The sequence below is a fragment of the uncultured Amphritea sp. genome, assembly GCF_937127095.1.
Classification (GTDB): domain Bacteria; phylum Pseudomonadota; class Gammaproteobacteria; order Pseudomonadales; family Balneatricaceae; genus Amphritea.
The window spans coordinates 14,956-27,021 of record NZ_CAKZLP010000052.1 but is presented as its reverse complement, the minus strand read 5'-3'; the positions used below and the strand labels follow the sequence as shown (position 1 = coordinate 27,021).

At 51.0% G+C, this 12,066-nt stretch carries 11 protein-coding genes; 4 read left to right on the top strand and 7 right to left on the bottom strand.

The window, feature by feature from the left end:
• Positions 1 to 240 precede the first annotated feature (240 nt).
• Positions 241 to 570 carry a DUF4156 domain-containing protein gene (locus Q0499_RS11730; RefSeq protein ID WP_299199548.1) on the top strand — a complete coding sequence of 110 codons (330 nt, stop codon included), beginning with the start codon at positions 241 to 243 and terminating at the stop codon, positions 568 to 570.
• 70 nt (positions 571 to 640) lie between these two features.
• Here the strand turns inward: Q0499_RS11730 and fusA are convergent, their stop codons facing one another.
• The 6 genes from fusA to Q0499_RS11700 form a co-directional block, all read right to left on the bottom strand.
• Positions 641 to 2,725 (bottom strand): elongation factor G, encoded by a 2,085-nt coding sequence (gene fusA / locus Q0499_RS11725; protein WP_299199546.1) that lies wholly within the window; start codon positions 2,723 to 2,725, stop codon positions 641 to 643.
• A 155-nt stretch (positions 2,726 to 2,880) separates the two neighbouring features.
• Positions 2,881 to 3,444 carry a phosphoribosyltransferase family protein gene (locus Q0499_RS11720; RefSeq protein WP_299199544.1) on the bottom strand — a complete coding sequence of 188 codons (564 nt, stop codon included), beginning with the start codon at positions 3,442 to 3,444 and terminating at the stop codon, positions 2,881 to 2,883.
• Between the two features lie 257 nt (positions 3,445 to 3,701).
• Positions 3,702 to 4,124, bottom strand: a complete 423-nt coding sequence (locus tag Q0499_RS11715) for a cytochrome c (RefSeq protein ID WP_299199542.1) — start codon at positions 4,122 to 4,124, stop codon at positions 3,702 to 3,704.
• 1 nt (position 4,125) lies between these two features.
• Positions 4,126 to 4,605, bottom strand: a complete 480-nt coding sequence (locus Q0499_RS11710) for a DUF411 domain-containing protein (RefSeq protein WP_299199540.1) — start codon at positions 4,603 to 4,605, stop codon at positions 4,126 to 4,128.
• Between the two features lie 2 nt (positions 4,606 to 4,607).
• Complete coding sequence (cueR, locus tag Q0499_RS11705; RefSeq protein WP_299199538.1) at positions 4,608 to 5,024, bottom strand: Cu(I)-responsive transcriptional regulator; 417 nt, start codon at positions 5,022 to 5,024, stop codon at positions 4,608 to 4,610.
• Positions 5,025 to 5,072: 48 nt separating this feature from the next.
• On the bottom strand, positions 5,073 to 5,474 hold the full coding sequence (locus Q0499_RS11700; protein WP_299199535.1) for a hypothetical protein: 402 nt from the start codon (positions 5,472 to 5,474) through the stop codon (positions 5,073 to 5,075).
• A gap of 106 nt (positions 5,475 to 5,580) precedes the next feature.
• Here Q0499_RS11700 and Q0499_RS11695 point away from each other — a divergent pair, with 106 nt between their 5' ends.
• A complete protein-coding gene (locus Q0499_RS11695; RefSeq protein WP_299199533.1) occupies positions 5,581 to 7,794 on the top strand; it encodes a heavy metal translocating P-type ATPase in 2,214 nt (737 codons plus the stop codon).
• Between the two features lie 315 nt (positions 7,795 to 8,109).
• On the opposite strand, the gene nhaB is transcribed toward Q0499_RS11695, so the two are convergent.
• Positions 8,110 to 9,618 (bottom strand): sodium/proton antiporter NhaB, encoded by a 1,509-nt coding sequence (gene nhaB / locus Q0499_RS11690; protein WP_299199531.1) that lies wholly within the window; start codon positions 9,616 to 9,618, stop codon positions 8,110 to 8,112.
• A gap of 285 nt (positions 9,619 to 9,903) precedes the next feature.
• Here nhaB and Q0499_RS11685 point away from each other — a divergent pair, with 285 nt between their 5' ends.
• The gene (locus Q0499_RS11685; protein WP_299199528.1) at positions 9,904 to 10,635 is read left to right on the top strand and encodes a glutathione peroxidase; all 732 of its coding nucleotides are present in this window, start codon (positions 9,904 to 9,906) and stop codon (positions 10,633 to 10,635) included.
• A 152-nt stretch (positions 10,636 to 10,787) separates the two neighbouring features.
• Positions 10,788 to 12,062 carry an imelysin family protein gene (locus Q0499_RS11680; protein ID WP_299199526.1) on the top strand — a complete coding sequence of 425 codons (1,275 nt, stop codon included), beginning with the start codon at positions 10,788 to 10,790 and terminating at the stop codon, positions 12,060 to 12,062.
• Positions 12,063 to 12,066: the final 4 nt, after the last annotated feature.

The following is a 12,066-nucleotide window of genomic DNA, read 5'->3' as shown; positions in this document are numbered from 1 at the left end:
GAAGCGCAGCGGAATCAAGGAGGGGTGTTTACCACTCGGCCAATCTTTATCACAGTTAGATACCTGAAGTCCCTGATTCCAGTCGTTCCTCCTTGCATCAAGGCTACGAGTGCTGCTTTCAACCATTATGAAACATAGTTTATACATGAGACCATAATCCGCACATCTATCCAATAGACATTACTTCTATCCAGCATGTATGCTACCCAAACTAATGGATAACAACACTCTGGATACCCTATGAAAAAAGTAACACCCTCAAAATTTATTATTTCTGTATCACTATTTGCGTTATTAGGTTCAGGCTGTAGCTTTGTAGAACTAAAACCAGAGGCAGATACTGTAAAAACCTTAACTGCCGATCAAGTAGCTGACTGCAACTCGGTGGGAACCACTACTACCAAGGTCATCGATGAGGTTTTGCTTATATCGCGAAATGAAGAAACTATGGCGGAAGAACTGGAGATACTTGCTCGCAACGAAGCAATAAAGTCAGGCGCTAATGCGATAGTGCCAATTAGCGAAATAGAGGACGGTCAACGTACATTCAAAGTCTATATTTGTCCTTAGCATAAGCTAAAAACAAAAAAACCCGATAGCGTTCACTACCGGGTTTTTCTCAAGCTAAGCTAAGTAATAATTACTTAGCTGCTTTTTTAGCTCTTTCTTCTTCAATAACTTTTTCAGATACTGAGTTAGGGCACTGAGCGTAATGAGCGAACTCCATTGAGAACTGGCCACGACCAGAAGTCATAGTACGCAGTGAACCAATGTAGCCGAACATTTCAGAAAGTGGTACAAGTGCCTTGATACGTACACCAGAAGCGCCTGCATCTTGACCTTCGATCATACCACGACGACGGTTAAGGTCACCGATAACATCACCAACATGATCTTCAGGCGTAAACACATCAACCTTCATGATAGGCTCTAGAAGCTTTGGCTGAGCTTTTGCGATTGACTGACGGAATGCGCCTTTCGCTGCAATCTCAAACGCTACTGCTGACGAATCAACTGCGTGGAAACCACCGTCGAATAGTTCAATTTCAACATCAAGTACAGGGAAACCAGCAAGAACACCAGTATCCATCATCGATGCGAAACCCTTTTCGATAGCAGGGAAGAATTCTTTAGGAACGTTACCACCAACAACTGTTGAGGTGAAAACAAATCCAGAATTCTGTTCGCCTGGTTTGATACGGTAATCGATTTTACCGAACTGACCAGAACCACCAGACTGCTTCTTGTGAGTGTAAGAATCTTCAACTTCAGCCGTGATAGTTTCACGGTAAGCTACCTGAGGCTCTCCAACTTCAAGATCAACACCGTAGGTACGGTTTAGTATGTCAACTTTGATGTCCAGGTGAAGCTCACCCATACCACGTAGGATAGTTTCACCTGAATCTTCATCAGTGTGAACCTTGAACGTAGGATCTTCTGCAACCATCTTACCGATAGCAATACCCATTTTCTCAGATCCACCTTTATCTTTAGGCTTAACAGAGATTGAGATTACTGGCTCAGGGAATACCATCGCTTCAAGAGTACATTCATGCTTAGGATCACACAGGGTGTGACCGGTCTGAACGTTCTTCATACCAACGATAGCGAGGATGTCACCAGCCTGAGCTGAATCAAGCTCTTTACGTGCATCAGCTTCCATTTCACACATACGGCCGATACGTTCAGTTTTACCAGTGAACGAGTTCAGGATGGTGTCGCCTTTCTTCAATTTACCAGAGTAAATACGAATAAAGGTCAGGGCGCCGAAACGGTCATCCATGATTTTGAATGCCAGTGCGCGGAAAGGCTCATCAACAGAAACAGTCGCAACTTCACCAGTAGGCTCACCGAACTCATCGGTCAGATCCTGAGGGATAACGTCAGTTGGGCTCGGCAGGTAATCAACAACCGCATCCAGAACCAGCTGAATACCTTTGTTTTTGAATGCAGAACCACAGTACGTTGGGAAGAATACCAGATCACGAGTACCCTTACGGATACAACGCTTGATGTCTTCCATAGCAGGCTCTTCACCTTCCATGTAAGCCATCATCAGATCATCATCCTGCTCTACCGCCAGTTCGATTAACTGCTCACGGTACATTTCAACATCGTCTACCATGTCGGCAGGGATGTCCTGAATGGAGTAGTTTTCTGGCAGACCAGAGTCATCCCAAACGTAAGCCTGGCGAGTCAGCAGGTCAACAACACCGACGAAGTCCTCTTCACGTCCGATAGGCAGAACCATGACCATCGGCTTAGCTGCCAGTACATTTTCAACCTGCTCGACAACTTTATGGAAGTCAGCGCCCATACGGTCCAGCTTGTTGACGAAGATGATACGGGAAACGCCCGATTCATCTGCATAACGCCAGTTAGTTTCTGATTGCGGTTCAACACCACCCGAACCACAGAATACGCCGATGCCGCCATCCAGAACTTTCAGGGAACGATATACTTCAACGGTGAAGTCAACGTGCCCCGGAGTGTCGATGATGTTCATGCGGTGATCTTTCCAGAATGTGGTGATCGCCGCTGACTGGATAGTAATACCCCGCTCAGCTTCCTGCTCCATGAAGTCAGTCGTGGACTCACCATCGTGAACCTCACCTGTCTTATGGATTTTACCTGTCAGCTTCAGGATACGTTCGGTCGTAGTAGTTTTACCCGCGTCTACGTGGGCGAAAATACCGATGTTACGGTAGTGTGATAAGTCAGACATTTCTTCACTCGAATGTTAGGGGCGTAAAATGCGCGGCATTATACCGCATTCATTGGCATTTGTAGATATTTTAAGCAAAGAAAAAACCTTGCTTCAATATCAACGCTCAGGGTTCAGTTTCCGGGACTGGGATACTCTGATATCACAGTAGTGTATCAGACTCCGTACTCCTCAAAAATCTCTTTCAGACCCGGCTTATTCGCCAGCATCTCTTCCCGGCTCAACCCCTTGAGTTCATGGGGGAACACCAGCCAGCTGTCCGATTTATGCAGGAAGTAATCCGGCTCAAGATCGGTTCTGTTATTGACTGGTTTGAACCAGGGTGTAGCAATCCGGATATCATGGGGAGCATTAAGACGCGCTTTATCTTTCAGCGTGTCAATGACCGCTTTGATACTCAGACCGGTATCAAACACATCATCGACAATCAATAATGAGTCGGTTTGATTAACATTACGGACCAGGTAATCAAGACCATGCACCCGCACCTCTTTATCCCGGGTACCAATACCCGTATAGGATGATGTGCGAATCGCGATATGATCCGTCTGCACGCCCAGATTATCCAGCAGTTCCTGTACAGCGATACCCACCGGCGTACCTCCCCGCCAGACACCGACAATAAAGTCCGGACGAAAACCGCTGTTAAATACCTCCAGGGCCAGCCTGAACGAGTCTTCAAGCAGTTCCTGTGCGTTCAGATATACTTTTTCAGTCATCTCTATACCTCACTCACCGGTCGTTGATCATGCCGGCTTTTCGGCAAGGTTCGCTACTGTACGTATTCTGATCAGGTCGCGCAACTTTAGTCGCTGCTTTTATGCAAAATGCCCTGATGATTCAGAAAAACGTTATATGAAGGTAGCTCAGATGTAATTTTTCGCCATCATAACACCTAAAATTCCCGGCTAACCAGCAATAGCCAGCAATAGAAAGCGCCGTTCGATGAAGGCGCTTCCTCCCGGCGATAACGCGTTTACTTTAAGCCACTGCGATCAAGCCAGGCCTGATAGGTCGGAGGGGGCCACTTACTTTGAAAATAGCTGATCACTGCCTCGGTATCCGCATCGGATAACTTATCAGCAAAGCCAGGCATCGTGCCGCCCATCGGCACACCGCCAAGCTGAACGGAACGTTTAAGACCGTTTAGCGGGTGATGCCATGCATGGGCTCTGCCATTGAGTGGTGGAGGCGGGTAGGTGCCATCCGCTTTGGGCTTATTCCAGTCTGCCGTCCCCTGCGCCGCCGCGCCATGACATTCTGCACAATTAGCCAAAAACAGCTGCTGGCCACTATCAACCTGGGCCTGGGTATACCAACGCCCCTCAACTTTAGGTTCTGACTCACCGCAGCCACTCAATAAAACCGCGCCGATCAGCATCAGTAACATCGATCTCATCTTAGTAGTCCGCATACTGACTGAAGCTGCCCACCCGGTGCTGACTATCCATCGAATAGACCGTAAAGGCATCTTTTCGGGCACCGGCGTCATCCATCCCTGGGCCTCCGGAGGGCATTCCCGGCACCGCCAACAGTTGAATATCATTTGCAGTTGCCAGCAGGCGCTTAATATCCTGAGCCGGCACATGGCCTTCAATCACTTTGCCATTCACTTCTGCGGTATGACAGGACGCGGCTTTGACAGGCACACCTAAACGCTGCTTATAGGGGTTCACATCATTCACAACCACATCGTTAACACTGAAGTTGTGATCTTTGAGGTGGCTTATCCAGCCTTTACAACAACCACAGGAGGCACTGCGATACACTGTGATCTCATATTGCTGATCGGTTTTGCCTTCCAGCCACACCGGATCGGCGGCAAAGCTTTGCAGTGACAGGCCAAACAGACCTGCCAGCACCCATACTATTGTTTTCATCTTTATGACTCCGGGCTATCACTGTCGACAGCCACACCATTCAACTGGTCTAAAATAGGACACTCCATGCCTTCATCACCACGACACTCGCTGGCGGCGGTTTGAAGGATGGCACGCATCTGCTGCAACGACTCAATCTGCTGATCGATCCGTTGAATCTGTTGTTCCGCTTTCTGTTTAACACTGGCGCTGGTGCGAGAGGGGTCCTGTGACAACTGCAACAACTCACGACTCTCATCCAGTGAGAACCCCAGATCCCGTGCCCGCTTAATAAAGCGCAGGATATCCAGTTGCTGTTCACTGTAAATCCGGTAACCATTTGCAGAGCGCGCTGCAGGCGGAATAACACCTTGCTGCTCGTAAAAGCGAATGGTTTTACTGGTCAGTCCTGTGGCAGTTGCAGCCTGAGAAATATTCATAGTCAACTCCGGCAACCCTTAACAAACAACGATTAACGCTTGAGCATGTCAAACAGACAGGGATATTGTACGGGGAGGGTGGTAGAGCGGTGGTGGAATGGCGGAAAGATAAGCACTGGGTGCCCAGCCGGTCGGGACGGGCGACGATGAGAGAAGATGAAAACCGGTCGGCATCATAAACAGCACCGCCGACAGCTGTAGACAACAATCGGGGAGTTCTGCATCACAACAGTCTGAGCTATTCATGCCTGAGTCACTTACATCGGAGCCTGTCATATCCGCGTTGCTCATACCGCAGTGATCGCCATGGCAATCCATCTGTGAATGCGCTGCGACGACAGGCACCGCAGCAGAGATCGCCGGATTAATGGCCATCACACTGAGCAGCAGGATTAACAGGGCGCGATACAACATCAATACAACCAGATTCTCGTCTGAGTTTACGTTCACTGCATACAGATTCGCCTGTTGACGAAAAAATTGCAACTCCCGGTTGACCTTACAGCGACTGGAAGCTCTACCCTGTATAGATGAAACAACTGTTATGAGGATTATCATGACTACCACACTGTTATTAGAAAACGTGACCTGCGCCGGTTGCGTCAAAAAGATTGAAAAGGGGATTAATGGCCTGCCAGATGTTGATCAGGCCGCTGTCGATTTCCCCCAGCGACGCCTCAATGTAGAAGGCAGAATCAGCGGCGACAGCCTGATCGAAGCGCTGGCAGAGATCGGTTACCGTGGCCGCCTGGCGAGTAATGAAGCGGAAGACCGGGCACGACAAAAAGCCCAGCAGGCAGCGCAGTATAAAGGCTATATCCGCAACACTCTGTTAGCCCTGGGTGTTGGTATCCCGCTGATGATCGCCGGTATGTTGATGGATGATATGAGCATTCGCTCCCAGCAGGATCAACTTGTGTGGGGTGTTGTCGGCCTGCTGACCCTGGGGATTCTGCTGTTTCCCGGCCGCCACTTTTTCAGCGGTGCCTGGAACGCTCTGCTACATGGATCAGCCAATATGGACAGTCTGATCGCCCTGGGCACCGGCGCAGCCTGGCTGTTCTCCACCGCCGTCGTCCTATTTCCAGAGATGTTACCGGAGGGTTCGCGGCATCTCTATTATGAAGCCAGCGCTATGATTATCGGTTTGGTTAACTTCGGACTGGCCATGGAGATTCGCGCCCGGGGCAAGACTTCAGAAGCGGTCGAGCGGTTGCTCAATCTGCAACCCAAAACCGCACGGGTGATTCGCAATGAGAAAGAGGTCGATCTGCCACTGGAGCTGGTCGAAACCGGCGACCTGCTGCGTATCCGTCCCGGCGAGCAGATTCCGGTAGACGCCATCGTCGAGGAGGGCAGCAGCCTGATCGATGAGTCGATGCTTAGCGGTGAACCTCTGCCCGTAAGCAAAGCGGTCGGTGATAGTGTCAGCGCTGGCACCCTGAACAAGTCCGGCACCCTGGTGGTGAAAGCGGAAAAAGTCGGCAGCGAAACCGCCCTCAGCCGAATTATCGAGATGGTGAAACAGGCGCAGGCCAGCAAACCGGAAATATCCCGGATGGCCGATACTGTAGCGGGCATTTTTGTGCCGGTGGTTATCCTTTGCAGTATTGTGACCGCACTGATCTGGTATCTGCTTGGCCCGGAGCCTCAGCTGGCGTATATGCTGGTCACCGCCATGACCGTGCTGATTATCGCCTGTCCCTGTGCGCTGGGGCTGGCAACACCGATGTCGGTGATGGTCGGTGTAGGTAAGGCTGCAGAATACGGCATCCTGATCCGCAACGGTCAGGCACTGCAGAGCGCCTCGCAGCTGGACACACTGGTGCTGGATAAAACCGGTACCATAACCGAAGGCTCACCCCGGGTAACCGACCTGTCCGGCACACACCCGCAACTGCTGCAGTTGACGGCATCACTTGAATCGGTATCAGAACACCCGCTGGCAGAAGCCATTGTGCGTTATGCCGATGAGCAGAAGGTCAGTCTGAGTCCGGTTGATAACTTTCAGGCCCACAGCGGGCGGGGGGCCTCAGGCCAGGTTGACGGAAAAGCGGTCTCACTGGGTAACAGTGCCTGGATGACCGAACAGAATGTCGACTTCTCCGCGTTCGAGAACAAAGCGCAGGAGTTAGCTGAACAGGCTAAAACCCCGGTGTATATCGCTATCGATGGCCAGATTGCCGGCTTAATCGCCATTGCTGACCCGATCCGCAAGGATTCAGTCGCCGCCATCGACCGACTCAAAAGCATGGGTATAAAGGTGGTGATGATCACCGGAGACAATCAGCATACCGCGGCAGCCGTTGCCCGACAGGTGGGTGTGGATAACTTTATTGCCGGTGTTATGCCTGAAGATAAGGCGAAAGAGATTGAGAAGCTGCAGCAGGGCGGCGGTCATGTTGCCATGTGCGGTGACGGCATCAACGATGCACCGGCACTGGCCCGGGCGGATGTCGGCTTTGCTATCGGTAATGGCACCGATGTCGCAATTGAAAGTGCCGATATGGTATTGATTCGCAATAGTTTGCACTCGGTTGCGGATGCCATTGAACTGTCACGGGCAACCCTGAGCAATATCCGTCAGAACCTGTTTGGCGCCTTTATCTACAATACTCTGGGAATTCCGGTGGCAGCCGGTATTCTGTTCCCGTTTACCGGCCTGTTGCTCAGCCCGGTGATTGCCGGTGCCGCGATGGCATTTTCATCCGTCACCGTGGTCAGCAATGCCAACCGGCTGCGGCTGTTTAAGCCCTCTTCCGCTAAATAACCTGGCAAAACCACCGGGCACGGGTTTTCAGGTTTATTTCAGCGAGCGGCTCAATACTGGGGCTATCAACACCGGAGGATAGCCCCATGTGCAGTTCGCCCAAAACCAGCCACAAAAAGCTTAACAGCGTCATCCTCAGGCCGACCCAGCTGAGCGGCCGCCAACAGGCAGATTTTGCCGCTAAAGCCAACCAGGCCTGGGAACGCAGAGAGCTTCGCCGTCAACAACACAAAGCCTCTGCCGATCTGCTCGAAACAGAACCGGCATCTCCCACAGAGCAGTCTTCACCGCTCAGGTCATTGTGGCAAATGCTATTCAGATCAGATACCACACCGCCAGCAAGCCGGTCACACTCAACACAATAGTGTAGGGCAGGGCCATAATCACCATGCGCAAGTAAGACAAGCGGATCAACGGTGCAATGGCTGAGGTCAGCAGAAACAGAAACGCCGCCTGGCCATTGGGAGTCGCCACACTGGGCAGGTTGGTGCCGGTATTGATAGCGATCGCCAGCGCTTCGAAATGCTCGCGACTAATACGCCCGGCATCGAAGGCACTGGCCACCTCGTTGATATACACCGTAGCGACAAACACATTGTCACTGATCGCTGATAACAAGCCGTTAGCAATAAAAAACATCACCGGCTGGCTACGAAGATCCTGCTGCAGTACCGCCTCAATTACCGGGGTAAACAGATGCTGATCGTGAATCACCGAAACGATGGTGAAAAACACCACCAGCAGCGCGGTAAAAGGCAGCGCCTCCTCAAACGCCCGACCAATACGATGCTCTTCAGTTACCCCATTCAGACTGGTGAGCAGAATAATCACTGTCAGGCCGATAACACCGACCTCCGCCAGATGAAAGGCCAGCGCCAGAATCAAAAAAATCGCCACACCAAACTGCATATACAGCTCAGCTTTCTCTTTCATACCCCAGCCAGCCTGCTCCTTCTCATCGTACTCCCTGAGAATTTCAAACACCGGCTCGGGAATTTTCGCACCATAGCCAAACCAGCCAGTTTTCTCCAGCACCAGTGTGGTTAACAGCCCGCAGGCCAGCACAGGCATTGAGACCGGGGCGACATTGATAAAGAAATCAATAAAGTGCCAGCCCATTTTCTCCCCGATCAACAGGTTCTGCGGTTCCCCCACCAGCGTACTGACACCGCCCAGCGCAGTCCCTACAGCGCCATGCATCAGCAAGCTACGCAGAAAGGCACGAAACTCATCCAGTTCCAGCCGGTGATCTTCATGCAGGTTATCATCGTTAGAATGATCATGATCCATGTCGGGATGACTACCGGAGACCACCCGATGATAGATCGCATAAAAGCCCACTGCAGAACTGATCAGCACTGCTGTCACCGTCAGCGCATCAAGAAAGGCTGACAGCACCGCCCCCATCAGGGCAAACAACAGAGCAAGAGCGGTTTTATTGCGCACACTGAGCAGTAGCTTCGTAAACACAAACAGCAGCATCCCTTTCATAAAGTAGATACCGGCCACCATAAACATCAGCAACAGAATGACGGGCAGATTAGCCGCAATCTCATCATACACATGACTGGGCTCAGACAGATGGATAATCACCGCCTCCATCGCCAGCAGGCCGCCGGGTTGCAGGGGATAACACTTCAGCGCCATCGCCAGGGTAAAGATAAACTCAAATATCAGCATCCAGCTACTCAACACGGAACCGAAGAGCAGGTCGATCAATGGATTAGCCAACAAAAAAATAAGTATTAACTGCTTATACCAGCCAGGCGAGTTCCCCAGAAAGTTACTGTAAACAGCCTGCATAAAAGGATGGACGTTATTCATTGACCTATACCGAGAAGATGGATAACACTCCATCTGAAAAAGGATGGCTGACTTTAAATTATGCGACCATCTTAAACCAGCATTTCAATCAAACACTATGACCGGAAACAGCTGTAAGCTCAGATTATTAAATTAATGACCGGCTCTCGCCCCGTTATAGAACAACACGGCATTAGATATTAGCGAATAGCTATTAACATCTTAAAATTAATTAATTTTATTAACGATCCAGATATTGGCATCATCTCTCTATCGAATCACAACTACTTTTCAGGAATATAAAACATGCTAACAAATAAAGAAGGCCATAAAGTCCCTCAGGTCACCTTTCACACTCAACAGAACAACCAGTGGGTGGATATCACCACAGAGGAGCTGTTCGCAGGCAAGAAGGTTGTTGTTTTTGCACTGCCAGGCGCATTCACCCCCACCTGTTCAACCACCCATCTGCCCCGTTATAACGAACTGGCACCGGTGTTTGCCAAAGAGGGCGTGGACAGCATCATCTGTGTATCCGTAAACGATACCTTCGTCATGAATGCCTGGCAGGGCGACCAGGGCGCTGAAAATATCACCTTTATCCCGGACGGCAATGGCGAGTTCGCCGCCGGAATGGATATGCTGGTCGATAAAGATGCTATCGGCTTTGGCAAGCGCAGCTGGCGTTACTCCATGCTGGTTGTGGATGGCGTAGTTGAAAAACAGTTTATCGAACCCGATCTGCCTGGCGACCCGTTCCAGGTCTCTGATGCCGACACCATGCTCAACTACATCAACCCAACGGCTGAACAACCAAAACGGGTCAGCATTCTGACTAAACCGGGTTGCCCTCACTGTATCCGGGCGAAGAAGCTGCTGAAAGAGAAGGGCTTTAGCTATGAGGAGGTCGAACTGGGCAGTCACGGCCTGAGTTACAGCTCACTCACCGCGATCAGTGGCCAGGGTACTACGCCTCAGGTATTTATCGATGGACAACGGATCGGTGGTGCGGACGAACTGGAAAAATATTTTGCCTGAGTAAGCATAATATGCGGCATAGGCAGTACGATAGAGCCAGCATTTGCTGGCTCTATTCTTGTAAAACGGTATAGCCCAAAAAAAACAAACACTATTGCGAATCATTCTTGTTTGCATTAGCATCTCCTGTATTAACTGACAGGAGCCCCTCAATGCACGCAAAAGTAATCACCTCCGCTCTCTTCGCAGGCATACTTCACTGCTCTACCGCAGTATCAGCCGTTCCGGCCACCGCTGAGATCATCAAAACCTATGCGGATATCGCACTTGCTACCTACGAGGACTCCTTGTTCAGTGCTCAGGAGCTTCAGGTCAGTATTGACTCGCTACTGCAAAACCCTACCCCGGAATCGCTGGCAATCGCCCGGGCAGCCTGGATTGCCGCACGGGTTCCCTATCAGCAATCAGAAGCCTATCGCTTCGGCAACGCAATCGTTGACGACTGGGAGGGACGGGTAAACTCCTGGCCACTGGATGAGGGGCTGATTGATTATGTCGATAGCGCGCATTACGGGGCAGAATCCGATGAAAACGCCCAATACCGCGCCAATGTAATTGCCAACACCAGCCTGCGGGTCGGTGGAACACTGATTGATGCCAGCAACATTACACCTGAACTACTCTCAGACACTCTGCATGAGGTCGATGGTATAGAAGCCAACGTCGCCACTGGCTATCACGCCATCGAATTCCTTCTATGGGGGCAGGACCTGAATGGCACATCTCCGGGAGCGGGCAATCGCCCGGCATCCGACTTTAGCCTGGACAACTGTACCGGAGGCCATTGTGATCGGCGTCGCGACTATCTGCAGGCAACCACTCAGCTACTCATCAGCGACTTACAAGAGATGGTCAATAACTGGCAAGCGCAGGGCGCTGCTCGCCTGCAACTCAACGCCAGAGAGGATAAAGAAGCGATCGCCACCATCCTCACCGGCATGGGCAGCCTGGCCTATGGCGAGCTGGCAGGGGAGCGGACCAAACTCGGTCTGATGCTGCATGATCCGGAAGAGGAACATGACTGCTTCTCTGATAATACTCACTGGTCCCATTATTACGACGCCAAAGGGATTCGCAATGTCTATCAAGGGTCCTATACCCGTATCGATGGCTCCACGGTCTCCGGCCCAAGCCTGTCAGCCTATGTCGCCGCTCAGACCGCAGCCGCCGATCAGAATATGCTGATTAAGCTGCAAAACACCGAAAAAGCGGCTCAGGTGATGGTAGATCATGCGGCCCTGGGGGAAACCTTCGATGTCCTGATCGGTGAAGGCAACGATGCAGGCAACCAGGTGGTGCAGAACTTTGTTGACGCTCTGACCGAAGAAACCCGTGCCATTGAAAACATTATCGCCCTGCTACAGCTGGACAACATTCAGCTGGAAGGCTCCGACAGTCTGGATAATCCGGCTAAGGTACTGGAGTAAGCGG

Bases quoted from the DNA above. Each gene is read 5' to 3' on its own strand.
- Q0499_RS11695 (WP_299199533.1), top strand. From the start codon at position 5,581: ATGACTACCACACTGTTATTAGAAAACGTGACCTGCGCCGGTTGCGTC.
- Q0499_RS11680 (WP_299199526.1), top strand. From the start codon at position 10,788: ATGCACGCAAAAGTAATCACCTCCGCTCTCTTCGCAGGCATACTTCAC.
- Q0499_RS11685 (WP_299199528.1), top strand. From the start codon at position 9,904: ATGCTAACAAATAAAGAAGGCCATAAAGTCCCTCAGGTCACCTTTCAC.
- cueR (WP_299199538.1), bottom strand. From the start codon at position 5,024: ATGAATATTTCTCAGGCTGCAACTGCCACAGGACTGACCAGTAAAACC.
- fusA (WP_299199546.1), bottom strand. From the start codon at position 2,725: ATGTCTGACTTATCACACTACCGTAACATCGGTATTTTCGCCCACGTA.
- Q0499_RS11720 (WP_299199544.1), bottom strand. From the start codon at position 3,444: ATGACTGAAAAAGTATATCTGAACGCACAGGAACTGCTTGAAGACTCG.
- Q0499_RS11715 (WP_299199542.1), bottom strand. From the start codon at position 4,124: ATGAGATCGATGTTACTGATGCTGATCGGCGCGGTTTTATTGAGTGGC.
- Q0499_RS11710 (WP_299199540.1), bottom strand. From the start codon at position 4,605: ATGAAAACAATAGTATGGGTGCTGGCAGGTCTGTTTGGCCTGTCACTG.
- Q0499_RS11730 (WP_299199548.1), top strand. From the start codon at position 241: ATGAAAAAAGTAACACCCTCAAAATTTATTATTTCTGTATCACTATTT.
- nhaB (WP_299199531.1), bottom strand. From the start codon at position 9,618: ATGAATAACGTCCATCCTTTTATGCAGGCTGTTTACAGTAACTTTCTG.